Raw genomic sequence first — 22,861 nt, forward strand, 5'->3', positions numbered from 1 at the left:
ATCTCCCCGGTAAGGCACGACGTTGGGGCCATGATCTTCGGGGCTCGCGCCAAAATGGCTCCGGGAAGCCCTGGAGCCGACCGCCCCAGCCACGAGCGAACGTCGCCACGGCTGGGCTGCTCGACATGCACCAGGTGCCTGGCCTGGCTGCGCATCCTCGTCGCAGGCTGGCCCGCCGTCGCCTTCCTCGGCGGCACACTCCTCGCCCACTCCGCCCCTACGACGGCACTTGATAACGACGTGCACGTGGTCAAGGGCCAGGAGGAAGCGCCGGAATCCGCCTCCGAGCCGCCTGCCCAACCCGCTGTCGAGAAGGCGCCCGAACGTCCCGCCGTCGCGGTCCCGAGTGCGCTGGTCGACCATGCCCGCAAGGTCGCTGCCGAACACCACACCCGCACCGGTACACCGATCGACACGCCAACCCTTCGTGCCCGCCTCGGCGTTCCGGCTCCCATGGCCGAAGCCATCGCCGCCCAGCTCTGAAGGCGGGCCCTGTCAGGAGGCTTTACCGCTTCCGCCGCACTCGCCGCGTTCCGACAACGGCCGAAACGATCAGTACCTCAAGGCAGCACGTGGTGATCGCGGTGGCCCAGGACTCGCCCACCCACCACCTTCCCCCAACACACGCGAGCCCAAGTACCAACGCGGCCGAACCGAAGGCGGCCAGCCGCCGCGCCCCTTGTGACATGCCGCTCATCTACGCACGCCCGCGCGACCCAGGCAAGCGAACAAGAGAAAGGAAACCGGCTGTGCCAGCCAACCGCCGCTTCCGCAGCGTCATCCGCATCGGCCCCGTCCAGGTCGGCACCTCCTACGACGGCCGGGGCCGTGAGAAGCACACCGCCGCCTGCACCGCCCCGCGCTGCGGCTTCTCCGCCGACTACGACAGCCGCGCCGCCGCCGAACTGGCCGCCCGCACCCACCGCTGCCCCGCCCGCTGAAAGGGATCTCGCCCCGTGACCGTCAGCCTTCCGCTCGTCTTCGTCCTCGGCTTCTTCGCCTGGGGAGCGATCAAGTTCCTCGGCGTCCGCACCTGGATCGTCGTCCTGATCGCCCTCTTCGGCTTCTGGCTCTCCCACACCTTCATGGCCCCAGCCATCGAGTCCGGCACGTGCTCTGGCGTGGACGCCATAAACGGCTCACATGACTAGACGAGTAGATGAGAAAGGGTTCGCCGTGTTCCTGCCCAAGTACCCCGACAACCCGACCCTGCCGCCCGCGCACACCCACACCCCGACCATGACCGACCCGGCGCCCGTACAGCGCTCGCTCCCATCGGTGTCCGTCGACCGCAACGCCGTCGTCGCCCTGGTCGTCGGTGGAGTCGTCCTCACCGCGCTGCTGGCCGCCGTCGCCGTCACGGCCATCTCCGTAGCCGTGGCCGCCGCCGTCCTGCGCTCCATGCTCCGCGACCACAAACGGCGCTGAATCCGCCCCCTGGCCGCCGGGGTGGCGGCACACGACCCTGGCACGCGACCGCTGATCACCAAGGACAGCAAAAAGGCCCGGGTCTCTGACCTGGGCCTTAGCTGTGGAGCGGGTGACGAGAATCGAACTCGCGCTCTCAGCTTGGGAAGCGACGGCGCTTGCGCGGACTCATACGCCCCGAGCTGGACGTACGCGCTGATCGGAGTTCCTCACGAGTGCGGGATCGCACCGTGATTGACCGCTGTTGCCCGCTCTCATGGGCACGGCTGGGGCACGCCGTCATGGAACGTCGGATGCATCGTCGTGCGAGCGCCTTGGTGCTCCTGGCGGTGTTCTGGCCCGAGAGCGCCTCGAATGGAGCTTTGCGATGGCGAACATACTGGCCCAATGAGTGCGGCGCCAATCGGCACTGAGGACACTGCGTCGTATGGAAGCCTCTCGGCTTCACCCTCGACGAGATGCGCGCCGGCTGGAGGCCACCGACAGCCTCGACTCGGGCGAGGAACTGCCGCTCGAGGAGGGTGACCCTCCTCCGGAACTGATCCGCGGTTTCGAGCAGGCCGCTTAAGCAGTGGGTCGAGCATCGGGAGCGACCATAGCCTGGCTGGGGCATTGATCTGGGCGTCGGCTGCACTATGTGATCGCAGCGCGGCGGTGGGGCTCGCCGTACCCGATCCGCGGCATCGGTGCACAGCCCTCCTGATGCCCACCCTTGAGGTCGGCCCGGTGAGGGCTGGGGGCGCCGGACGGGCGGGAACCGGCCCAGCTCCATCCCGTCGCTCCCACGACAGCCGACGCTGTCGTCACCCCCACCGCGGGACTTCCGGCCCGCACTCTCGTGTGGCCACCACAAGGCGCTCCGGGTGGCCCGAGTCCACGCGATCAGCTGGAACCGGAGCTGCCAGGCCGCCTCGTCCGCGGCACGACGGTACTCGGCGTTGATGCGCTGAGCTTCCTCGAGCTGGTCCTCGAGGATGACGATGCGGCAGGCGGCCTCGATCGGGGTGCCCCTGTCGACGAGCTCGCGGGCGCGAGCGGCGATCCGCAGTTGGTAGCGGGAGTACCGGCGATGCCCACCCTCCGAGCGGAGCGGAGTGATCAGACGAGCCTCGCCGATGGCTCGAAGGAAGCCCGGCGTGGTGCCGAGCATCTCGGCTGCCCGGCCCATCGTGTAGGCGGGGTAGTCGTCGTCGTCCAGAAAATCACTAAGAGGGTTGTCTGCTGTCATGTCACCTCGCTGTGCAACGCGTCGAGGGGCCTTGGTGCCGTACGGCACCAAGGCCCCGAAGGAAATTCAACACCATCTGTCGGCCCTACTGCTGTGCCGACCTTCTGTTTCCGCTACCCGGCCCGGCAGAGGGCGGGGTAGCGGGGGATCGCAGCTGCTTGACCGGGGACCACCATCCATTCCGGGGTCTTGCGGTACCCGGGCCGAGTGCTTCTCGGGCCGGGCGATCCTGATGGCGTCTGCTCCTCCGTTCCTCTCTGAACCAACCACTGGATGAATCGGCACTGCGGTACTGCTGCGGCAGCTCCTTGAGATGCGAGCCGCCCAGTGCGGCTCCCAGCGCCGTCGCCGTTCTGGGAAACCTTGGCTTCGAGGCTCGAGAGCCGCACTGACCTGCGAACTTCGTGTACAGCTACCCGCCAGTTCGTTTCTGCCGGGTCTCGTTCGACCGTGTTCTACGACAGGAAGCATAACCACGCCGAGAGGCAATGTCTACTCTGGCAAGAGTAGATTTCACCCCTATGACGGAAGAGGAATCCTGTCACCTGCGACGATGACCTCCCCCTAGGTCGTCGCGAGCGGCGCCACGACGGATGCGACCCCTCGCCCTCGCCACTCGGTCAAGAACCGCCTCCCGCCGTCCGCGAAGCTGCTTCACCCCCCGCGGGGCTGGCCCGAGACAGGCAGCTGAATAGGATCTGCTCTCATGTCGAACCCTGATGAACTGCTTGTCGCTCTCTCCGCCGCGGTGGAGTCCGAGCGCAGCAATCAGATGTCGCTGACCGTGGTCGTCGGCGGCGCCGTCATCACCGGCCGGCTGGCTCCCGAGGCCGTGTGGAGGGAGCGGGTGGCGGAGGTCCTGATGGAATCGGACCGCCTCGGCCCGTTCTCCGGCGTTTTCACCGGCGGCCCGCGAGGGGCACGGCCCGGCCGCGGCGGAGATCCCACGCATCTGCACTTCCATCTCGCGCGGATCCTGCAGGGCAGCCTCGGTATCCCGGAGACGGGCGGCATGTACCGAGTCGCGATCAAGGACGTCAGCGCGTGGACCGTGGGTGATTTCAGCTACTTCGACCGGTGAGACGCTGTCCCCGCCCCGGTGCTCGGCCAAGAGTCTCCGAGCGGACGAGGACACAGCGGTGGGGGCTCTGTCGACGCGCGTCGACAGAGCCCCCACCGGAATCTTGAGGGCGGTTACCCGCCCGTCCTCACACGCCCACAGGGCAGGTGCCGTCGAGCAGTGCCGACGGGGTCCGGAGCGGAAGGGGAACGCTCACGGGCGCGGCCTCGGGGCCGTCGTGGCAGGTGAAGCCGAGGCGCGCCATGGCCCGGGTGACTTCGCCGACGGTGAAGTCACGGCGGTCCTGTCCCGTGGTGACCTGGCCCACCTGCTTGACGGGGTAGCGGCGGCGGCCGATGGTCACGGACGCGCCCGTGACCAGCTCGGGCTTGACGCCCTTCATCGAGGCCAGCACCCCGATCTTGGTGAGGTCGAACGGGTACCGGGCGATGACACAACGCATGATGCCTCCCAGGCATGACGGAAAGGAACTGACCCGGGCGGGGTGGATCAGCCGCGGACGGGAACAGGCCGGAGCCGGCTGCCGAGGACGTCCCGCAGACGGATGCGGTCCGTGTACGTGGAACTGGCACGGAGAACGGCGAGCCGGGCCAGAGTGATCGAACCCGTGCTCTGGTCGTCCCCGTCGCACACAGTCAGGTACTCGACACGTGCACCCGCCATGACGGCCAGAGCCACCTCGACGGTCATGTCGTCACAGACCCGAGGCCCGTACGCTTCCATGCCGTCGACCACGGTCGTCGATGCGGGGTCCGCCACGCGGCACTGCGTCTGAGTGAGCGTCAAAAATGCCTCCAGTGTTGCGGGTTGGTCGGCCTGGTGGCCATTGCGGCCTGGGGAGACCGCTGCGGCTCCGGGGTCGTGCTGGGCCTAGGCCGCCGAGTCGACGGCGGTGCGCCGCTGTGCCCTTTGGCGCACCGCCGCGCCGCCGGGCCGCCCCTGGCCGGTGCGGCCCTGACGGCCACGGGACGGGGAAGACGTGCGGCGGGGACGCTCCACAGCCGGAGCGGTGATGACGACCGGGACACCGGACGGCGCCTGGGCGCCGGTGATGCGGCTCAGCTCCGCCTCACCCGAGCGCACCGGAGTGATGCGCGGGGTGATGCCCGCCGAGGCCATCAGTCGGCTCATGCCGCGGCGCTGGCCGGGTGTCACCAGGGTGACGACACTGCCGGACTCCCCCGCACGGGCCGTACGACCGCCACGGTGCAGGTAGTCCTTGTGGTCGCCGGGCGGATCCACGTTGACGACCAGGTCGAGGTTGTCGACATGGATGCCGCGGGCCGCGACGTTGGTGGCGACCAGCACCGTGACGTGACCGTCCTTGAACTGAGCCAGGGTCCGGGTGCGCTGCGGCTGGGACCTGCCACCGTGCAGGGCGGCGGCGCGGACGCCGCTGCTGAGGAGGTGCTCGGTCAACCGGTCCACGGCGTGCTTGGTGTCCAGGAACATGATGACCCGGCCGTCCCGTGCCGCGATCTCGGTGGTCGTCCGGTGCTTGTCCGCGTCGTGCACGTGGAGTACGTGGTGCTCCATCGTGGTGACGGCACCGGCCGACGGGTCGACCGAGTGGACCACCGGGTCGGTCAGGTAGCGACGGACCAACAGGTCCACGTTACGGTCCAGGGTCGCCGAGAAGAGCATCCGCTGGCCCTCCGGCCGCACCTGGTCGAGCAGGGCGGTGACCTGGGGCATGAAGCCCATGTCGGTCATCTGGTCGGCCTCGTCCAGGACAGTGACGGCGACGTCCCGCAGTCGGCAGTCGCCCCGGTCGATCAGGTCCTTGAGCCGCCCCGGTGTCGCGACGACGACCTCGGCCCCGGCCCGCAGCGCACTCGCCTGCCTGCCGATCGACATTCCGCCGACCACGGTGGCCAGCCGCAGCCGGACGGCGCGGGCATACGGGGTGAGCGCGTCGGTGACCTGCTGGGCGAGTTCACGGGTGGGTACGAGGATCAGGGCCAGCGGCTCCCGTGGTTCGGCGCGCCGGCCTGCCGTGCGGGCCATTACCGCGAGGCCGAAGGCGAGCGTCTTGCCCGACCCGGTGCGGCCACGACCGAGTACGTGACGGCCGGCCAGGGAGTTCGGCAGGGTCGCCGCCTGGATGGGGAACGGTACGGTCACGCCCTCGTGGCCGAGCGCGGCCAGCAACGGCGTCGGCATGGCGAGATCGGCGAACGTCTCGACGGCGGGCAACGCCGGTGTGGTCGTCTTCGGCGGTGCGAACTCACCCTGTGCGGCCCGCCGATTTCCGTTGCCCTTGGAGCGGCTCTGAACACCGGAGCGGCCGACAGCAGCACTTCCTCCGAAGCGGTCGTATGTGCGAGTCGTGCGTGTGCGAGTTGTGCGTGCACGGTTCATGCGGAACCTTCCTCGACGTGGGCGCGTATCAAGGAATTTCCGCAGTAAAAAGAACGGCGCAGAGAATCGCGAGAACGAGCCGAAAAAAACAGGGCTGAATCGCCCTGAAAATGAAGCGAGCTGGGGCCCGCACCCCAAGGTGCGGGCCCCAGCTGCGAAGTATGCGTCAGTGCCGACGCGTCAGGCGGGAACGATGTTCTCGGCCGTCGGGCCCTTCTGGCCCTGCGCGATGTCGAACGAAACCTTCTGACCTTCCAGCAGCTCACGGAAGCCCTGGGCGGCGATGTTGGAGTAGTGGGCGAAGACGTCGGCGCCGCCGCCGTCCTGCTCGATGAAACCGAAGCCCTTTTCCGCGTTGAACTACTTCACGGTGCCAGTAGCCATTCTGTTTCTCCTTCGGAGACGGTGTCAGGAATACGCTCTGTGCGCTTTCCGTGTCGCCGTGATGATCAGCCGCCGGAAAACCATTCTGGCAACCACACCTGCAACTGATACTGACAGTAGCACGGCGTGAGCGACCCCACGCGGTGAACAATTCCTGGCCGTCTCCCACCTCAGGAATATTTCTCGTGCGCCGTGTCGATTTCTCACTTCCCGACCACAGGAATTGCTCTCCCGGGCCGCACTGTTGCCGTCGAGTCTGTCCGGTCGCAGCGCCGTGACCTCCTTCGACGGCTTGGGCGCGGCTGCCGTCGCCATCAGCTGACGACATGCCGACGAACGCGCCGAGACCCCAGCAGCGAGACGAAGGCCACACGGCGGTTCCGGCGGGGCGACCGCGGCGGTCTTGCGGCCCGCGGGCCGATCGAGCTCCGCACTTGGACGCGATTCTCACCCTCGACCGGTGCGGCTTCCGGGCTGTCTGCCCGCTGGGCCGCCACAAGGCATTCCGGGTGCTGCCCGACGATCCGCCACTTTGACGCGAGTGCCCTGGTACTGAAGTCCCATCCACAGACGGGACCTGGTCAGCGGTCGCCTTCAGGCGCAGGGGCACGTGACTCGGCCTCACCGAGGGAACGGCAGGCCGAGGGCCAGGACATGCGAACGCTTGCCAAGTCGGCCACGAAACCTCAGGCCATCGGCGCCCTTTGGCAAACGTGAGCGGTGGCTGCGTGGCGTCCGCCAAGCACTCGTGCCCTCCCCGTGCCCGATCTTCGTGTGCTCGACGGGTCGGCGTCCGGGGGGGGCTCCAGCAACACACAGACCCCAGGTCACTGACCTGGGGTCTCATCATGGAGCGGGTGACGAGAATCGAACTCGCGCTCTCAGCTTGGGAAGCTGATGTTCTACCATTAAACTACACCCGCGTAAGACGCCGACGGAGTCGGTATCCGAACGCTCGCTCACTGTACCTCATCGCGGACCCCCGGTGTTCTCGCCGTGGGGTCCACGCGCGTTTCGAGGGGTGGATCCGGCTGCGGGGGAACGGAGTTGGGGCGTACCGTGGGGGCGTGGGAGGGGGTCTCGGTGAGGCCGGAGTGCCGCCTGGAGAGTCGTCTCTTTGATCCCGTAATGTGGCTTTTGTCGTCGCGGCAGTAAGCCAGATGCGGCTTTGGGGAAGGGACTCTAGGACTTGATGGAACGCACCGTCGTCCGCTGTGCCGATGGGCACGTGTTCAGCACCGCTTCGTTCCCGATGCAGCAGGCCGAGCGGCTCGGCCCCGGCCGGCTCCTCCGGTGTCCACGGTGTGCCCGGCTGCGCAGCGTCGTGCCTGTCTCGCTCGAGAAGCGGTAGCAGCGGCAGGGAAGGCTGTGGTCGGTCGCAGCCTGTAGTCATCGGCGCGCGGGGTCGTCACGATTGTCACGGCTCCGCGCGCCTTGCGTATCCTCTGGACGTGCTTCTCTCAGACAAGGACATCCGGGCCGAGATCGACGCCGGGCGGGTACGGATCGATCCCTACGACGAATCCATGGTGCAGCCGTCGAGCATCGACGTGCGGCTGGACCGTTACTTCCGGGTGTTCGAGAACCACCGGTACCCGCACATCGACCCCTCGGTGGAGCAGGCCGACCTCACGCGGCTCGTGGAGCCGGAGGGCGACGAGCCGTTCATCCTGCACCCCGGGGAGTTCGTGCTGGCCTCGACATACGAGGTCATCACCCTTCCCGACGACCTCGCCTCGCGGCTGGAGGGCAAGTCCTCGCTCGGGCGCCTCGGGCTCGTCACCCACTCGACCGCCGGGTTCATCGACCCCGGGTTCTCCGGGCACGTCACCCTCGAACTGTCCAATCTCGCCACCCTGCCGATCAAGCTGTGGCCCGGCATGAAGATCGGGCAGCTGTGCATGTTCCGGCTCACCTCGCCGACCGAGCACCCCTACGGCAGCGAGCGGTACGGCTCCCGCTACCAGGGCCAGCGCGGGCCCACCGCCTCGCGGTCCTTCCTCAACTTCCACCGGACGCAGGTGTGAGCGCCATGAGCGACGTGCGCGAGAACCTGACGTACGAGCGGTTCGGTGTGGCCATCCGGGAGCTCGCCCAAACCATCGCCGACGACGGGTACGAGCCCGACATAGTGCTCTCCATCGCGCGCGGCGGAGTCTTCGTCGCCGGCGGGCTCGCCTACGCCCTCGACTGCAAGAACCTGCACCTGGTGAACGTCGAGTTCTACACCGGTGTGGGGACCACGCTCGAGATGCCGGTCATGCTCGCGCCCGTCCCCAACGCCATCGACTTCTCCGACAAGAAGGTCCTGATCACCGACGACGTCGCCGACACCGGCAAGACGCTGAAGCTGGTGCGCGACTTCTGCCTCGACACCGTCGCCGAGGTGCGGTCCGCCGTGATCTACGAGAAGTCCCACTCCCTCGTGAAGTGCGAGTACGTGTGGAAGCGGACCGACGAGTGGATCAACTTCCCGTGGTCTGTGTTGCCTCCATGCCGTAGGTCTGGCACTCCGATCACTCCCTCAAAAGAGGCTCTCTGAGGCTCGTTGCGGATTGACCGAGTATGGGTGCCTGGTGCCTCCGCTGCCTCTGCGGTGGAGGCACCAGGCAAGCTTGATCGTCATGTGCGTGGGGGCCTGATGTCGTCCAGCTCGTGGCGTGCGGGGGAGATGAGCCGTTCAAGCGTCACCTCGAACGGCTGAATGGCCTTGTCTCGGCACTGGTGGTCAGGCGGACTGGCGCCGTGGCCGGGTACGTGACCAAGTACGTCACCAAGGGGGCCGGCGACACGGGCGTCGGCACCGATCGCCCGCTCTTGACCTGGGCCGATATCGCGTCCGCTCCCGTCACCGACCACGTCCGCGTCCTCATGCGCCCCTGCTGGCGCCTCGGTGGCCTTCCCGAGTACGCACCCCTCCGTCTCCGGGCTTGGGCGCACACCCTCGGCCACCGGGGCCACATCCTCACCAAATCCCGCGCTTACTCCACCACCTACACGGCACTCCGCGCCGAGCGCGCCCACCACGTGGGTCGCGCCGACCTGCCCGACGCGATCGCGGAACGCCACTGGCGCTACGTCGGCTCCGGCTACCCGCCCGGGGCCGCGCTCATTGCTGCGGGCATCGCCGAAGACCACGCGCGCAATGGCCAGATCGCTCGCGAGTCCAGGAACGGCGGGTGATCAAGTGCCCGAGTCCGATCCGAAAAGGATCACCAGTGGAAAAGAGTGGATCAGGGAGCATCTCGCACGGGCGCCAGCACGTGACAAGGCGTGGGCGGAGCGCGTGCGACTGCTTCACTGCTTCACCGCAAGTGACTGCACGGCAAGAGGCCCCGGATCGCGGCGAATTCGAGGGGTCGTTGCAACACTGCTGGTCAGCTGGCCAGGTCCAGTAGCTTAGCGAGGCGCTCGGCTGGGGTTTCCCAGCCGAGCGTTTTGCGTGGGCGGCTGTTGAGTTCGGCGGCCACGGTCTCCAGGTGCTCGGGTGTGTGGCCGCTGAGGGCGGTGCCCTTGGGGAAGTACTGCCGTAGCAGGCCGTTCGTGTTCTCGTTCGAGCCGCGCTGCCAGGGACTGGCCGGGTTGCAGAAGTAGACCGGGATGTCGATGGCGACGGTGAACGCGCGGTGGGCGGCCATCTCAGTGCCCTGGTCCCAGGTCAGGGATCGCCCCCGGTGCGGCGGGAGGGTCTGGACGGTGGTGGGGAACGCGTTGCGGGTCGCGAGAGCACTGTGTCCGTGGGGCAGATGCACGAGCATCACGTAGCGGGTGGAGCGTTCGACGAGGGTGCCGACGGCGGAACGGCCGTCCTTGCCGATGATGAGGTCGCCCTCCCAGTGGCCGGGGACGGCCCGGTCCTCGGCTTCGGCCGATCTCTACCGAACCCGGAACGGTTCACCTCTCCTTGCGGCGTCACCGTTCACCGTGCAGCGATGCAGTGCCCACTCGTCGGCGGCGCTTACTCGTGACGGCAGCGAGGCCGTGCACCCTGTTCGGAGCACTATGCGCGAGAGGGGGCTCACCGAACGGTGAACGTGTTCTGGTGCCGAACCGGCTGGTGGCCGGCCGAAGGACGCGACGCATTGCCTGGTTGACGGGACCATGCTCGACACCTCATTTCCATGACGCCGCGGTGCAACAGCCTTTGATTATTGAGGATTGAATGTTTGTCAACTTGTTTATACAGGTGCTGCTATGGTCTCTCATGATCGCGTTTACGTGGCGCATAGCCAGTTAGGACATGCCATGAGTGACAAGCGAACGCCCGGCGTTGCTGTGGGAGTTGCCGCCTTCAATGTGGCGCTGACCTTGGCGGCAACCGTGGCGACCTGGGACGGCGGCCCTAGCCCCTGGGCGGCAGCCGCCGCGAGTTCTCTGCTTGTTCTGTTCGTGCTTCTTGGCCGTCGCTAGCGCCTAACGCGCCCTGTCCCTCGTGCTGGCTGTATCTGACAGTCGGCTAGAAAGAACGGTTCCGTGAGACTCTCTTACCGTCTTGCCACTGCGGCCCTCGCCGGCCTGGCCCTCATCGGCACTACCGCCGCTCAGAGCAACGCTTACACCCCCGCTGCCTTCGCTTCCGTTTCGGCCGACAGTGGGTTGTCCCCCGAAGCTGCCGCGCTTGTCGACAAGGTCCAGGAGTTGCAGAGCCAGTCCTCCGTGCTGCAGGGCGAGCAGGCGCAGACGTGGGTGAACCGCGTCAAGGCCGAGGTGGACAGCAAGGAGATATCCGCTCATCTGAAGGCGGGCTCATCCCTGGCGTTCGAGCGCGCCACCGTCTACGCCTTCAAGAACGGCAACACGCAGGTCGCAGTGCCCATCAGCGGCCAAGTCGTCGGCGCAAGCCTGAACGCCGTCTACGACGCCTCCGGCAAGCTGGACAACACGCTGGAGATGCAGCTCACCCACGACGACAAGACCGGTCACGCGCAGGTCTGGCGCAACGGCTCCCTGACCAACGACAAGATCATCAAGGTCGCCGACCTTCCGAGCGCACCCACCAAGGAGCCGCAGATTGCTGCCAGGGGCTTCAGCTGGAAAAAGCTGAACAGCTGCCTCGCCAACGCAGGCGTCTCGTCCTGGACCCTCGCGCTGATCGGGACCGCCTGTGCGGCCGCGTGCGTGGGAACGGCTGGTGCAGCATGCGTGCCGTGCATCACCGCTGCTGGGGGCCTCGGCGCCGGAACTGTGTGGTTCTGTATAGGGAAGGCAACCTCCTGAGACCTTGCGCCTCAGCATAGGTTCTGCGGCCGTTCGCCCTCATTCGCACTGAGGGCGAACGGCCGCAGTCCGTAAGCAACGGTAGCGTGAGGCCCCGAATCGCGCGCTTCCGGGGCCTCTTCACGTCGCTCGAGCCGAGTCACTCACGCCAGATGGGTTCGATCAGGTCCGGATCGAACTTCCGCCTGCCCCTGCCCGCCGGATGGATGAGCACCGCCGACAGGGAGTGCAGGACGATCTCTTGTTGGTGCTCAACGGGGAGATCGAAGAACTCGGCCTCGGTGAGATCGCCAGTACGGCCCTTGGCTTCCTTCTGCCTCTGTTCCTTGTGGAACCGGGAGCGCTCCAACTTCAACTCGTCCCGCAGCCGCTCCTTGCCGGGCAGGAGCTGCAAGAGCGTGGACACGGTGATCTCCTTGGCCTTCTCCGCCTCCACGAGCTGGCGGATGTCGGCAACGACGTCTTCCAGCTCCTGTTGTCTCGGCCACTGCTGCTCCACCGGTACGCCCGCCGCAGCGGCCTTCGCGCGCTGCTCCTCAAGCACCAGCCGTGCAATCAGCTTGTCCACGGGCTCGCCCACGCGGCCGACCTTGCCGCATCAGCCGTTGACCACCGAGCACTGGTACGTGTACTTCGCGGCCTTGGAGCCTGGCTTCCACAGACGGTTGTTCTGACCCCGGATCTTGGTCTTGCACAGCCCGCACCGAGCGATCCCCGAGAGCAGGTACGTGCGGGCAAGGGAATCAGTCGTTCAAGGTCGCGCGGCTGGCGGGCGAGACGGTCAAGGTCGTACGCCACGATGCCGTCGACAAGTCCGGCTCGAAGATCCTTGAGCATCAGCTCGAACTCATCGCGTACGACGTTGCGCCTGAACGCGGACACGTCGTTGTCCTCGTAGACCTTCACGGCCTGCCAGGACCGGAGATCGGCGAGAGGCTCACAGTCGGAGCGCCGGCGTGCTACGCCTAACGCGTCCCCCTCGTCGTCCCGCGAGATGCGGGTGTAGATCCCCACCTTGCGTGCCACTGTCGGGGCCTCCCCTGCCTGCGACATGCTGCGACGATGCAGGAGGAGGCTACTGCCCTCATACGGTTCACTCAGCCTGGAGTGTCGAGCCGCCCGTCGTCCAGCGGGCCGGGCAGGTGCTGGACGCCTGACCAAGGTGAGCACGGAAAAGGGCCCCTGCCGCAGAGGCGGATTCCAGGGGCCCTTTCGTGTGTCTGCGGCCCGCTAGAACGTGCCCAGCTTCACGATCGACAGCAGCGCGATCAGCTGGATCGCCGACGCGCCCAGCGCCTTCGGCCAGGGCAGATCGTGGGAGCGGCTGACCATCAGGGTCAGGAGCGCGGCGGCCGCGACCCAGGTCGCCCAGCCCAGCAGCTGTACGAAGCCCGCGTCGCCGCCGAGGAACATCGCGACGACCAGGCGGGGGGCGTCCGTGATGGAGGTGATCAGCATGGACAGGCCCACCGTGGGCTGCCACGCCCCGTCGCCGCCCAGCTGGCGGGCCAGGGTGTGGGTGACCACGCCCAGGATGAACGCGCTCAGCACCATCGCGACCGCCGTCGTCAGGACGATGGGCACCGCGTTGGAGAGCGTGGCGCTGATCGCGTCCTTGCGGGCGCCGTCGAAGCCGAACACGGCGAGGAGGCCGTAGAGGAACGTCACGACGAGGGCGGGGCCCCACATCGTGTAGTCCCGCATCTGCAGGAAGGTCTGGTTGGGGGCGAACACGATCCCCCGCAGCAGCTCCTTCCAGTGCAGGCGCGGCCCGATCGGGCCGGCCGGTGCGGCCGCGCCCGCCCGGTAGGTCCCGCCCTGGTGGTACGGGTCGTCGACCGAGAACGCCTGGGTGTGGCCCGGGTTGTTGGCCGCGTACGGGTCCGGGGCGCCGCCCTGGCCCGGGTGGCCGCCGTAGTCGTCGCCGAAGTATTCCGGTCCGTCGCCGGGCCGGCCGCCCTGGTAGCCGCCGTTCGCCTGCGGCCACTGGGCACCCTCGCCGTACTGCGGCCGCTGCCGCGGGTGGGGCTGCGGCGCCGACGGGTAGCCGTGCGGCGGTCCCTGCGGCGCCCGTCCGCCGTACGACGGTCCCTGCGGTCCCTGCTGTCCTTGCGGGGCACGGTTGTCCCGGCCGCCGCGTCCGATCCTGAATCCAGCCACGCCTTCGAACGTACCTGGTCCTGAAGAGTGACGTGCCGGACCCGGCCCTCCGGGCCCGGCTTTGCTGCCGAGCTGTGACATCCCCTAGGGGGTCTCAAGGGCAACCCGTAAGTGCCCGGACGCGTACGGCCGCTCAGTCCGCGAACAGGGCGCCGAACTGGGGTGTGCCCGACGTGGAGACGCCGACGGAGCCCGGGGCGACGGTGTGGACGCCGGTCGTGACGATCTTCGTGCCGTTGGACGGCAGATACATCACCTGGCCGTCGGCACTGTTCTCGTACGAGCCCACCAGCAGGTCGGCCTTGCCGTCGCCGTTGACGTCGTCGAGCTTGACGTCCGCGCCGAACAGGTCGTTCTTCTCGTCGCTGCCGGGGACGCCCGCCGTGCTCTGGGCGAAGGCCTGCGCGCCGGAGGCGGTCCGCACCCCGGAGGCCGAGCCGTACAGGACGGTGACCTGGCCGGTGTTGGTGACGCCGCCGATGTCCTCGTTCGGGGTGGAGACCACCAGGTCCTGGTAGCCGTCGCCGTTGACGTCGCCCAGGTCGAGGTCCCAGCCGAAGCCGTCGGCCTTCTCCGAGGTGCCGGGTACGTTGCCGGTGTCCTGGGTGATGCCGGTGGTGCTCGCCGGGCCGGAGGCGGAGCCGTAGGTGATGTTCACCTTTCCGCCCTTGGCGGAGTCCGGGATGGCGGTGCCGTCGGCGGTGGTGGCGTCCCAGGAGGCGCCGCTGACGATGTCCCCGAAGCCGTCGCCGTTGATGTCGCCGATGCCGGTGACCGTGCCGGTCTTGAGCTTCTTGGCGGACGCGACACTCAGGCCGTTCGCGGTGCCGGGCAGCCAGTAGTTGGTGTTCCAGCCGTGCGAGGTGGCCGTCTCGTAGCCGTCGACGATCAGGTCGGTGCGGCCGTCGCCGTTGACGTCACCGGCGGTCAGGTGCATCGGGCCGTACGGGAAGTCGTTGGTGCCCGATTGGATCGGCGGCTTGACGGTGGTCCGCCCGCCGGGCGTGCCGCCGGTGCTGAAGCCGCCCTTGTAGACGTAGATCGTGTCGGCGGAGCTGCCGACGGCCAGGTCGGCCTTGCCGTCGCCGTCGAAGTCGCCGGCGGCCAGGTTCTTGCCCCAGTAGTCGTGGGAGCCGGTGGCCGGGTCGGGAACGTCGATCGCCTTGCCGGTGAGGCCGCTCGCGGAGCCCCAGAGGATGGCGAGGGCGCCGCCGTTGGTGTCGGTGCCGACCTTCTCGCTCGGGGAGCTCACGGCGAGGTCGTCGTAGCCGTCACCGTTGAAGTCGGCGTACGCCAGCTCGCCGCCGAACATGTCGTCGGCCTCGGCGGTGCCCGGGACGCCGGCGGTGTTCTGGCTGATGGTGGTGTGCTTGGCGTAGGTCACGCCGGAGGTGGTGCCGTAGAGGGCGACGATCTGGCCGGCGTTCTTGTGGCCGCTGACGTAGGCGGTGGCCGCCGAGGTGACGACGTCGCCGATGCCGTCGCCGTTGAAGTCGGCCTGCGCGACCCTGACGGAGTCCGCGGCGGTGGCGGTGGCGGCCGAGATCGAGAGCAGACCGCCCGTCAGCGCGGCCGCGGTGGCCGTCGCGAGGGCGAGTCGCAGGTGCGTGTGCATGCGGGGTCTCCTGCGGCATGCGGGGGATGCCTGGCGGGCATCCGCAGTCAATGGTGTGCGGACCGTCCGTGTTCGCCTCGGGTTGTCCCGGGGTTCATGGAGTGGTCGCCGATCATGAGACCTGCGTCGACGGGCAAGGGTTGTACGGAAGTTCGGTAATCCTCCGCGACGGCTGTATGCGGACGGTGCGTGTGTTACGGCACCAGGAACTCCGACGTCGAGAAGGTCACCGCGGGCTTCGCCGCCACGAGTCCCTTCTCCACTCCCCGGTACACGGCCACCGTGTCCTCGGTCTCCCCCCGGTACGTCCGCACCACCAGGTCGGCCCGTCCGTCGCCGTCGAAGTCACCGGCCGTCAGGACGCGGGTGGTCCCCCGGGCGGGCGGGGCGACGGTGACCGTGCCCGCCGGTGACAGTCCCTTCGTACGGCCCCGGAGGATGCGCAACCGCGAGCCGCTGGAGACCAGTTCGTCCCGGCCGTCGCCGTCGAAGTCGGCCGCGTCCAGCATCGAGCCGGGCGTGGCGAGGGTGGCGCGGGCGGCCGCCGGGAGGTCGTAGCGCAGGGACGTTTCCGCCATGCCGCCCACCGCCGCGTCCAGCGCCTTGCCCCGGCCGAAGCGGCCGAGGACGACATCGACGCCGCTGGGGAGGACGGCACCGGTGCGGGCCGGTCCGTCCGGGCCGCCCAGGAGCAGGGCCGACTTGGCGGTGCCCTCCGCCGTACGGACGACCAGGTCGTCGTAGCCGTCCCGGTTGACGTCGGCGGAGGGGCCGACCGGCACCTCGCCCGGTGACGGGAGCGGCGCGGCTGCCGCGTGCGGGGCGCCCTTGCGGCTGAACGGGCCGCGCAGATAAGACAGTCGGCCGCCCGACGCGTGCAGCACCAGGTCGGACCTGCGGTCCCCGTCGAAGTCGCCGCACACCGGCTGGTCGGGCCAGTCGTTGCCGAAGCGGGCGCGGGCGGGGACGGCCAGCTTCACGGCCCGGCCGGTCAGCCCGTCCGGGGACCCGAACAGAATCTGCAGCGGCACCGGGGGCTGTCCCTGCCCGTCGTACGGCGGATCGGTGGACACGACCAGATCGGTGAAGCCGTCGCCGTCCAGGTCGCAGCTCGCCTCCGCGTCGAAGACGGCGGGGAGTCGGCCCTTGGTCGGCGCAGCGTGCGTCTTCGGGTCGAGCAACTGCCGTGCGCCGGGCGTGAGTCCGTGCGCGCTGCCGTAGACGATCCCGATGCCGGCGTCGTCGGCGTGGCTCTGCTCCTTGACCAGGTCGTCGAGGACGAGGTCGGGGTGGCCGTCGCCGTTGAAGTCGTCCGGGACCTTGCTGCCCCTGCCGTGCGGTACGGGGATCTTCGCCGGGGCGTCCGCGACGGTCACCGGGGTGTGCTCGGCGGCACCCGTGTCCTCCGTGGGCCCACAGGCGGCCAGCAGCAGCCCCAGCCCGCCGATCACAGCGGTCACCGTCCCGGCTCTTCCACCCCTGCGCACACGCACCGCCCATCCCGTCCACACCCTCGGCAACGCCTGGGCCATGATGCCCGCGTCCGACACGACGCGACACCCTGGCGCCCCCGTCCGCCGGAGGCACCGGGCAGGATGGGGGCATGAGCGTAGTCAAGATCAACGTACTGACCGTGCCCGCCGAGCAGCGGGAGACCCTGGAGAAGCGGTTCGCCTCGCGGGCGCACGCCGTGGAGAACTCCGACGGGTTCGAGTGGTTCGAGCTGCTGCGGCCACAACAGGTGCGCTGATGTACCACTAAGTCACTCACGCGCTCTTGATCGCCCCTGCGGCAGGATAGGGGCATGAGCGTAGTCAAGATCAACGTACTGACCGTTCCCGCTGAGCAGCGGGAGACCCTGGAGAAGCGGTTCGCGCATCGAGCCCACGCCGTGGAGAGCTCCGACGGCTTCGAGTGGTTCGAACTTCTCCGCCCGGTCGAAGGCACCGACAGCTACCTCGTCTACACGCGGTGGCGCGATGAGGAGTCGTTCCAGGCGTGGATGGAGGGGCCCATGAAGGCGGCGCACCAGGGTGGTGGGGAGGGCGGCGAGAAGCCGAAGCCTGCCGCCTCGGGCTCGACGCTGTGGTCCTTCGAGGTCGTCCAGCAGGCCGAGCCCAAGAACACATAGACCAGAAGCCCCTCATTCTCGTGCCAGAAAGGGATCGCCCCGGCGCAGACAAGGGGTGCTTCGACTGCACTGCCTGTCCGCAGATGGATACGGCTATACAAATCGGCCCGACCGGCCAGAAGTTGCTGCCTCTGACGGTCAAGAACGCTGCGTCGGCGCCTGCTTCGAGTGGTCACGCGCACTGAGGTGAGCGAGGCACTCGATCGGGTGATTGAGGCGTTGGCGGGGGGCGAGCGCGGACGAGGTCGCGGCTGTGTTGGGCGCTGTCGGCACTTTCAGCCGACGACTACCGCCAAAGCAAGCGACGCCACGAACGCCTCTGCCTGGGCCTAGAGGCACCACGGACATCCACTCAGAGGTGGAGTGGGTCTGAGAGCCTTCTCGGACGCCTCCATGCGCCCGTCTGTCGGCTGGCCCCTGCTCTCCTGGAGAGCGCTCGATGGTGGACGACGGCGTGTAGGGGCGTGAGTCGACGTGGCGATCTCTGCCTGCCTACTCCACCTGCGCTACGTCGTGTAGAGAGCCTGGCTGACGCACGTTGAGTACAACATGTGGGCGGTACGTACTTCACCCCTGTGGTCTATCCAGTGCTGCATCCTCTGGGACTGCTCATCGCGCGCGTCCTCCGGATGGCCAAGAAGCGCTTCGATGATTTCGCGAGCGACCAACAGGTGATCGTGCACGGTGCCAGCCGCGACGATGACCTCACGTTGTCCGCAGGGCCACACGTCGGATAGGTAGCTGAGCTCGACCTCACTCATGGCCTTAAAGGCGACCTGGTGCGCGGGGGACTCCTCTGCGGCGGCCTCCGGGCCGGCCTGCAACCTACGCACTATGGCATCGAAGGCTTCGCATGCCGCGTTGACCTTGGTCATGTACCTCTGGTAGCTCTGTCTTCGTTGCTCTTCGTGCCTGTCCCGCCGCCCCTCCGCGGCTGTTTGAACGACTGTGACGCGTCCTGAGCGACCCGCCGCCACCGCGCCGATAGCAGCTCCAGCCGCGCTCGATAAGCCAGCAACAGCAGCAGCCCACACCGCTGCAGTCCCCTGATCCATGGCACGCAATCTTGCCGCACCCGTGTCAACTACGGGAGTGGGCTTAGCTACGGGGGATGCACCTGCGAGCGCAACGACCCAAGATCGACATGTCTAACGGCCAGTTGAGCCACGTGCTTGTGTGCACTCACCACGGTCCGTGCTGTGGCCTTCGCACGACCTTGGCGAAAACGCCTACCTACATGCATCTTGCGTGACAAACTGCCTCACCAGGAGCACTGGGCCTCCCCCCGCTCCACTGCAGTCACGGGTCGCATCTAGGGAAGCTGGTGTCGGCTCAGAGGGTCCGTCTGTTCAGGAGCGACTGTGCACGTGAGCCAACCAGCATCATCAGAGCAGAACGAAGCTGCACGGCCGACGTGCCCACCCACAGTCACGAGGGTGGAAGTAAAAAACTTCCGCCTTCTGCGGGATGCAACGGTGACGTTTAACGAAGACGTGACGGTATGCGTGGGCCGGAACAACACAGGAAAAACGTCGCTGGCAGAGGTGCTGAGCAGATTTCTTCGCACTGCAGACGTAAACTTACGGTTGGAAGATTTCTCTGCCGACTCGTATGTCGAATTCGCCGACGCATACCGGGAGTTCTCTACGGGCGACGAGGGGGCGGCCCGCAAGGTGCTACCGGAGATTTCAGTCACGATCTCCATTTCTTACGACAGTGATGTCAGGGAATATGGCGCCTTGGGGCCGCTTATCGTAGATCTCGACCCAGACTGCGCGGAAGTAATTGTCACCATTCGGTATGGGTTGAAGTCGGGTGCTATGAAGGAGTTCTTTCGGGATGCTCCTAAGACCCTTACCGAAGATTATGAAGAGTCGCTACTGCTGACCCTCATTGGCCCGCGCATCCCGCACCTCTTTGAGCGTTCAGCAGTTGCTGTCGATCCCACCGACGCAACTAACTTCCGGCATATTTCCATTGCCGAGGTCGCAAAAGCCATCAAAGTAGACTTCGTCAAGGCCCAGCGCGGGCTTGACGACGAAAAGGAACGCCCTAAGGATCAGATTGGTAAGATTCTAGAGTCTCTCTTCATGGTGGCCGCAAAAGCAGATGATGGCTCGATTCTTAGAACCTTCGCCAACGAAACGGAATCGGCTTTGGAGGGCATCGTTGCGAGGCTGAACACTCATCTGCAAGACACGTACAGCAAGATGGCTCCGACCGTTTCCGAGTTTGGATACCCAGGCATGGGGAATCGGAACTTTTCGACGAAAACCACGCTCGACTCGAAGCGGCTACTGTCTAACTTCACGAGTATCAATTATCCAGGGTCTGGTGGAGTTGAACTCCCCGAGTCGTACAGCGGTCTCGGATCACGAAACCTTTTGCTTATCCTCCTGACCCTTTTCAGCTACTACAGGGAATACTCGGCGCGCAGAAATGAGACATCCGTACACCTTGTTTTCATCGAGGAGCCTGAGGCGCATCTCCATCCACAAATGCAGGAAATCTTTATCCAGCAGCTGAGGGTCTTTAAAGACAAATTCCCTGCCGCCGATGGTTCGTCTCAATACTGGAATGCACAGTTCCTGGTAACGACTCACTCTGCACACATCGCCAACAGGGCTGGGTTCTCTGCCGTAAGATACTTCCGGTTGTGTGAAAACGGCGACTCGGAGGAGGCCACAAGTTCAGCTGTTCTCAACCTCGCTGAAGCCCCGGGCATCGAGAAGGAATTTCTGCACAAGTACCTCACCTTGACTAGAGCTGACCTATTCTTTGCAGACAAGGCGATTCTCATAGAGGGAACGACTGAGCGCATCTTCATCCCCGCTGCCATCGCAAAGTTTGACGACAGGGACCGGCAAGCCAGCAATAGCCTGGCGAGTCAGTACGTAAGCATCATGGAAGTGGGCGGTGCCTACGCTCACATTTTCTACCCGTTCCTGGACTTCCTCGGGATTCAGACTCTTGTCATTACTGACCTGGACCCGGCAAGACCTAATCCAAAACAGCTTGAAGCCTGCTGCGTTCAGGAAGGTACAGCCACCACAAACCGCGGTATCACGAAGTGGTTCGACCGAGACGCGATCTCGCCGGCGGAACTACTGCAGTACGCCGAAGACGGTCTCCCGGTTACGGGCACGCGCGCCCTGGCCTACCAGGTGCCCGAGCATCCCGGCGGTCCCTGCGGTCGGACATTTGAGGATGCCTTCATCCTCGCAAATCCTCACCTCTTCGATTTGCAAGAGGACAAGACGGCCTCCCTGTTGGAGCGCGAGGAAATCGTTCGGCAAGAGGCCAAGCGTTACAAGAAAAGCGACTTCGCACTTACCTTCGCCATCGATGAGGGGAACTGGGAAATTCCCCGCTACATAAGGCGCGGTTTGGAGTGGCTTCTCGGTCGATCGCCTGAAGCTGCTGGCGATTCCGATGGGCTCCATTCGGAAAGTGACGCTTCCGGTCAAGTGGCGGTCAGATGATGCAGACACGAAGTGGAGTTACTACCGCCGAAGAAGAGAGCGAGAAGGCACTCCGTAGTATCCTCGCTGCTTTGGAAAGTGGAAGCAATTTCAAACTAGAAGCTGGCGCAGGAGCAGGGAAGACGACTTCTCTGATTAATGCTCTGCAGCGCATCCTCAGCAACAGGTCAAAATATCTCCCCAGGGACGGACAGCGTGTCGCATGCGTGACCTACACTAACGTGGCACGTAACGAAATCATTCGCCGCACAGACGCTAGCCCGTATGTCTTTGCTGACACAATCCATGGTTTTCTCTGGCACATCATATCCCCCTTCACTAAGGCGCTACTTCGAGAAATCCCTACTCTGTCAAAGTGGGATCCAATCTTGGAGGGTAGGACTTCTCTGCAGGGATTTACCGTAGCGTACGATTTGGGATTCCGTGGCATCAGGGATGACGTCATTCGGCTCCACCATGATGATGTTCCCGCGCTGGCTGTCCGTCTCTTCAGTAACCGCAAGTTTCGATCGCTCGTCGCAGACAGATTTCCCATTATCTTCATTGACGAGTATCAAGATACTCCCGCCGGGTTGGCGGAGGCGATGCTCAGTGGCGAGGATACGTCGGTAGATTCAACGCATGGTTTCTTCGGGGACCATTGGCAACAGATCTATGATAGAACGTGCGGATCTATAGACCATCTGCCCGTCATGCCGATCCAAAAGAACGCAAACTGGCGGTCCAGCTTAGCCGTAGTCGACCTTCTTAATAATATGCGTCCCGAGCTCCCTCAAGCGCCGGTCGCTGACGCCAAGCCAGGCACAGTGCTCGTCTACCACACGAACAATTGGATCGGCCCTAGAGGGTCACGCTCTAAAAAGGGGCAAATTCCTGACAGCGTCCTAACCGGGACTTTGAAATGGGTAGAAGAAGATGCGCTGCGGCGATACGGGAAAGAGCAGAGCGAGCGACCAAAAATTCTGATGCTCACTCATTCCTCCATTGCTTCTGAACTCGGCTTCGGTGGCGTTGATCGAGCCTTTCAATATAATGAGGATTATGTGCGAAAGCGGGATGAGGTCGTCGCCTTTCTGCTAGATGCGTTTGAACCTGCTTGCGAACATTTTCAGAGCAAGCAATATGGGTCAATGTTCGAGGTCCTCAAACGCTCTCGCCCGCGCATGCAGAAACGAAGTGATAAGACAGGCTGGGCGAACCTCTTTACGGCTTTCGATTCCGCTCGCGCCAACGGTACCGTCGGTGACTTATTGGACCTCATCCTCGCGCAGAAATACTTTGCTCCTCCTCAGGCTGTGTACGACCGCCAGCAGAAATGGGAGCGAGCTCTGAAGGAGCAGGATCCGAGTCAGGATACTGCGCTTCCGAGGCGCCTGGAGGAGTATGGCAAGTTCAGGTCTGTGCGCTATGGAGAGGTGGTGGCGCTGCGGCAATATGTGGAAGAGAACACGCCGTTCTCCACGCAGCACGGCGTGAAGGGTGCTGAATATCCCACCGTTCTGGCGGTGTTTGGAGGCTGGACACTCTACAACTTCCCTAGGATGTTGGCAGACTTCCCGAACAGGGGACACCTCAGTGGTGATGACCTAAAACGATTTGAAAGGTCACGTAATCTCTTCTATGTGGCTTCCTCGCGTGCTAGAGAGAACCTCATTGCTCTATTCACCACTGAGTTGCCCAAAGATGCACTGCAGACTCTTGAAAGTTGGGTAGGTCCAACAAATATCACGGCGGTTCCATACGGCTCCGAGGGTGTACTTACGAGCTCTTAAGT

Annotated in this window: 20 protein-coding genes, 1 tRNA gene and 7 pseudogenes; 14 read left to right on the plus strand and 14 right to left on the minus strand. The window is 65.6% G+C overall.

What is annotated here, in order from left to right:
• Positions 1 to 95: 95 nt before the first annotated feature.
• The 4 genes and pseudogenes from ACZ4EG_RS39415 to ACZ4EG_RS39430 all read left to right on the plus strand — a co-directional run.
• Positions 96 to 483, plus strand: a pseudogene (locus tag ACZ4EG_RS39415) (DUF2637 domain-containing protein); the annotation flags it as partial.
• A gap of 266 nt (positions 484 to 749) precedes the next feature.
• On the plus strand, positions 750 to 941 hold the full coding sequence (locus ACZ4EG_RS39420; protein ID WP_467794059.1) for a mobile element transfer protein: 192 nt from the start codon (positions 750 to 752) through the stop codon (positions 939 to 941).
• 15 nt (positions 942 to 956) lie between these two features.
• Positions 957 to 1,151, plus strand: a complete 195-nt coding sequence (locus ACZ4EG_RS39425) for a hypothetical protein (protein WP_467794060.1) — start codon at positions 957 to 959, stop codon at positions 1,149 to 1,151.
• Between the two features lie 25 nt (positions 1,152 to 1,176).
• Positions 1,177 to 1,428, plus strand: coding sequence for a SpdD protein (locus ACZ4EG_RS39430; protein WP_467794140.1), 252 nt, complete (start codon positions 1,177 to 1,179; stop codon positions 1,426 to 1,428).
• Between the two features lie 904 nt (positions 1,429 to 2,332).
• Here ACZ4EG_RS39430 and ACZ4EG_RS39435 read toward each other — a convergent pair.
• A pseudogene (locus ACZ4EG_RS39435) lies at positions 2,333 to 2,656 on the minus strand (MerR family transcriptional regulator); the annotation flags it as partial.
• A gap of 706 nt (positions 2,657 to 3,362) precedes the next feature.
• On the opposite strand from ACZ4EG_RS39435, the gene ACZ4EG_RS39440 reads away from it, so the two are divergent.
• The gene (locus ACZ4EG_RS39440; RefSeq protein WP_467794061.1) at positions 3,363 to 3,737 is read left to right on the plus strand and encodes a hypothetical protein; all 375 of its coding nucleotides are present in this window, start codon (positions 3,363 to 3,365) and stop codon (positions 3,735 to 3,737) included.
• A gap of 127 nt (positions 3,738 to 3,864) precedes the next feature.
• On the opposite strand, the gene ACZ4EG_RS39445 is transcribed toward ACZ4EG_RS39440, so the two are convergent.
• The 4 genes and pseudogenes from ACZ4EG_RS39445 to ACZ4EG_RS39460 form a co-directional block, all read right to left on the minus strand.
• Positions 3,865 to 4,179: an SCO5918 family protein gene (locus ACZ4EG_RS39445; protein ID WP_362698484.1), complete on the minus strand. Its 315-nt coding sequence runs from the start codon at positions 4,177 to 4,179 to the stop codon at positions 3,865 to 3,867.
• 47 nt (positions 4,180 to 4,226) lie between these two features.
• Positions 4,227 to 4,496 carry a CBS domain-containing protein gene (locus ACZ4EG_RS39450; protein ID WP_059130431.1) on the minus strand — a complete coding sequence of 90 codons (270 nt, stop codon included), beginning with the start codon at positions 4,494 to 4,496 and terminating at the stop codon, positions 4,227 to 4,229.
• A 111-nt stretch (positions 4,497 to 4,607) separates the two neighbouring features.
• The gene (locus tag ACZ4EG_RS39455; RefSeq protein WP_467794062.1) at positions 4,608 to 6,098 is read right to left on the minus strand and encodes a DEAD/DEAH box helicase; all 1,491 of its coding nucleotides are present in this window, start codon (positions 6,096 to 6,098) and stop codon (positions 4,608 to 4,610) included.
• A 180-nt stretch (positions 6,099 to 6,278) separates the two neighbouring features.
• A pseudogene (locus tag ACZ4EG_RS39460) lies at positions 6,279 to 6,482 on the minus strand (cold-shock protein).
• 437 nt (positions 6,483 to 6,919) lie between these two features.
• Here ACZ4EG_RS39460 and ACZ4EG_RS39465 point away from each other — a divergent pair.
• Positions 6,920 to 7,018 (plus strand): annotated as a pseudogene (locus ACZ4EG_RS39465) (VapC toxin family PIN domain ribonuclease); the annotation flags it as partial.
• Positions 7,019 to 7,331: 313 nt separating this feature from the next.
• Here ACZ4EG_RS39465 and ACZ4EG_RS39470 read toward each other — a convergent pair.
• Positions 7,332 to 7,405, minus strand: a tRNA-Gly gene (locus ACZ4EG_RS39470).
• Between the two features lie 528 nt (positions 7,406 to 7,933).
• Between ACZ4EG_RS39470 and dcd the strand changes: the two genes are divergently transcribed.
• From dcd to ACZ4EG_RS39485, 3 genes are all read left to right on the plus strand, one after another.
• Positions 7,934 to 8,509 carry a dCTP deaminase gene (gene dcd, locus ACZ4EG_RS39475; RefSeq protein WP_467794063.1) on the plus strand — a complete coding sequence of 192 codons (576 nt, stop codon included), beginning with the start codon at positions 7,934 to 7,936 and terminating at the stop codon, positions 8,507 to 8,509.
• 5 nt (positions 8,510 to 8,514) lie between these two features.
• On the plus strand, positions 8,515 to 9,024 hold the full coding sequence (locus ACZ4EG_RS39480; protein WP_467794064.1) for a phosphoribosyltransferase: 510 nt from the start codon (positions 8,515 to 8,517) through the stop codon (positions 9,022 to 9,024).
• Between the two features lie 203 nt (positions 9,025 to 9,227).
• Positions 9,228 to 9,665, plus strand: coding sequence for a replication initiator (locus ACZ4EG_RS39485; RefSeq protein WP_467794065.1), 438 nt, complete (start codon positions 9,228 to 9,230; stop codon positions 9,663 to 9,665).
• A gap of 194 nt (positions 9,666 to 9,859) precedes the next feature.
• On the opposite strand, the pseudogene ACZ4EG_RS39490 reads toward ACZ4EG_RS39485, so the two are convergent.
• Positions 9,860 to 10,357: pseudogene (locus ACZ4EG_RS39490) on the minus strand (IS30 family transposase); the annotation flags it as partial.
• Positions 10,358 to 10,955: 598 nt separating this feature from the next.
• On the opposite strand from ACZ4EG_RS39490, the gene ACZ4EG_RS39495 reads away from it, so the two are divergent.
• Positions 10,956 to 11,699 (plus strand): hypothetical protein, encoded by a 744-nt coding sequence (locus ACZ4EG_RS39495; RefSeq protein WP_467794066.1) that lies wholly within the window; start codon positions 10,956 to 10,958, stop codon positions 11,697 to 11,699.
• A 139-nt stretch (positions 11,700 to 11,838) separates the two neighbouring features.
• Here ACZ4EG_RS39495 and ACZ4EG_RS39500 read toward each other — a convergent pair whose 3' ends face one another.
• From ACZ4EG_RS39500 to ACZ4EG_RS39525, 6 genes and pseudogenes are all read right to left on the minus strand, one after another.
• Entirely contained in the window at positions 11,839 to 12,279 is a 441-nt protein-coding gene (locus ACZ4EG_RS39500; protein ID WP_467794067.1) for a hypothetical protein, read from the minus strand.
• Between the two features lie 18 nt (positions 12,280 to 12,297).
• On the minus strand, positions 12,298 to 12,423 hold the full coding sequence (locus tag ACZ4EG_RS39505) for a recombinase zinc beta ribbon domain-containing protein (protein WP_467794141.1): 126 nt from the start codon (positions 12,421 to 12,423) through the stop codon (positions 12,298 to 12,300).
• Positions 12,424 to 12,500: 77 nt separating this feature from the next.
• Positions 12,501 to 12,752: pseudogene (locus ACZ4EG_RS39510) on the minus strand (recombinase family protein); the annotation flags it as partial.
• A gap of 177 nt (positions 12,753 to 12,929) precedes the next feature.
• Positions 12,930 to 13,940, minus strand: a complete 1,011-nt coding sequence (locus ACZ4EG_RS39515) for a Yip1 family protein (protein WP_467794068.1) — start codon at positions 13,938 to 13,940, stop codon at positions 12,930 to 12,932.
• A 52-nt stretch (positions 13,941 to 13,992) separates the two neighbouring features.
• On the minus strand, positions 13,993 to 15,474 hold the full coding sequence (locus ACZ4EG_RS39520) for an FG-GAP and VCBS repeat-containing protein (RefSeq protein WP_467794069.1): 1,482 nt from the start codon (positions 15,472 to 15,474) through the stop codon (positions 13,993 to 13,995).
• Positions 15,475 to 15,668: 194 nt separating this feature from the next.
• A complete protein-coding gene (locus tag ACZ4EG_RS39525; protein ID WP_467794142.1) occupies positions 15,669 to 17,006 on the minus strand; it encodes an FG-GAP repeat domain-containing protein in 1,338 nt (445 codons plus the stop codon).
• Positions 17,007 to 17,077: 71 nt separating this feature from the next.
• On the opposite strand from ACZ4EG_RS39525, the pseudogene ACZ4EG_RS39530 reads away from it, so the two are divergent.
• Together ACZ4EG_RS39530 and ACZ4EG_RS39535 are read left to right on the plus strand one after the other, a co-directional pair.
• Positions 17,078 to 17,209 (plus strand): annotated as a pseudogene (locus ACZ4EG_RS39530) (antibiotic biosynthesis monooxygenase family protein); the annotation flags it as partial.
• A gap of 69 nt (positions 17,210 to 17,278) precedes the next feature.
• Positions 17,279 to 17,605 carry an antibiotic biosynthesis monooxygenase family protein gene (locus ACZ4EG_RS39535; RefSeq protein ID WP_467794070.1) on the plus strand — a complete coding sequence of 109 codons (327 nt, stop codon included), beginning with the start codon at positions 17,279 to 17,281 and terminating at the stop codon, positions 17,603 to 17,605.
• A gap of 506 nt (positions 17,606 to 18,111) precedes the next feature.
• On the opposite strand, the gene ACZ4EG_RS39540 is transcribed toward ACZ4EG_RS39535, so the two are convergent.
• Positions 18,112 to 18,480 (minus strand): hypothetical protein, encoded by a 369-nt coding sequence (locus ACZ4EG_RS39540; RefSeq protein WP_467794071.1) that lies wholly within the window; start codon positions 18,478 to 18,480, stop codon positions 18,112 to 18,114.
• Between the two features lie 492 nt (positions 18,481 to 18,972).
• On the opposite strand from ACZ4EG_RS39540, the gene ACZ4EG_RS39545 reads away from it, so the two are divergent.
• Together ACZ4EG_RS39545 and ACZ4EG_RS39550 are read left to right on the plus strand one after the other, a co-directional pair.
• The gene (locus ACZ4EG_RS39545) at positions 18,973 to 21,087 is read left to right on the plus strand and encodes an ATP-dependent nuclease (RefSeq protein ID WP_467794072.1); all 2,115 of its coding nucleotides are present in this window, start codon (positions 18,973 to 18,975) and stop codon (positions 21,085 to 21,087) included.
• Entirely contained in the window at positions 21,084 to 22,859 is a 1,776-nt protein-coding gene (locus ACZ4EG_RS39550; RefSeq protein WP_467794073.1) for a UvrD-helicase domain-containing protein, read from the plus strand. Before ACZ4EG_RS39545 ends, ACZ4EG_RS39550 begins: the two co-directional genes overlap by 4 nt.
• Positions 22,860 to 22,861 lie beyond the last annotated feature (2 nt).

Source organism: Streptomyces sp. NPDC025638, assembly GCF_055558775.1.

Excerpts from the sequence above, each read along its gene's own strand:
- ACZ4EG_RS39550 (WP_467794073.1), top strand. The coding sequence starts at position 21,084 with ATGATGCAGACACGAAGTGGAGTTACTACCGCCGAAGAAGAGAGCGAG.
- ACZ4EG_RS39480 (WP_467794064.1), top strand. The coding sequence starts at position 8,515 with ATGAGCGACGTGCGCGAGAACCTGACGTACGAGCGGTTCGGTGTGGCC.
- ACZ4EG_RS39455 (WP_467794062.1), bottom strand. The coding sequence starts at position 6,098 with ATGAACCGTGCACGCACAACTCGCACACGCACGACTCGCACATACGAC.
- ACZ4EG_RS39540 (WP_467794071.1), bottom strand. The coding sequence starts at position 18,480 with ATGACCAAGGTCAACGCGGCATGCGAAGCCTTCGATGCCATAGTGCGT.
- ACZ4EG_RS39440 (WP_467794061.1), top strand. The coding sequence starts at position 3,363 with ATGTCGAACCCTGATGAACTGCTTGTCGCTCTCTCCGCCGCGGTGGAG.
- ACZ4EG_RS39525 (WP_467794142.1), bottom strand. The coding sequence starts at position 17,006 with ATGGCCCAGGCGTTGCCGAGGGTGTGGACGGGATGGGCGGTGCGTGTG.
- ACZ4EG_RS39445 (WP_362698484.1), bottom strand. The coding sequence starts at position 4,179 with ATGCGTTGTGTCATCGCCCGGTACCCGTTCGACCTCACCAAGATCGGG.
- ACZ4EG_RS39535 (WP_467794070.1), top strand. The coding sequence starts at position 17,279 with ATGAGCGTAGTCAAGATCAACGTACTGACCGTTCCCGCTGAGCAGCGG.
- ACZ4EG_RS39520 (WP_467794069.1), bottom strand. The coding sequence starts at position 15,474 with ATGCACACGCACCTGCGACTCGCCCTCGCGACGGCCACCGCGGCCGCG.
- ACZ4EG_RS39515 (WP_467794068.1), bottom strand. The coding sequence starts at position 13,940 with ATGTCACAGCTCGGCAGCAAAGCCGGGCCCGGAGGGCCGGGTCCGGCA.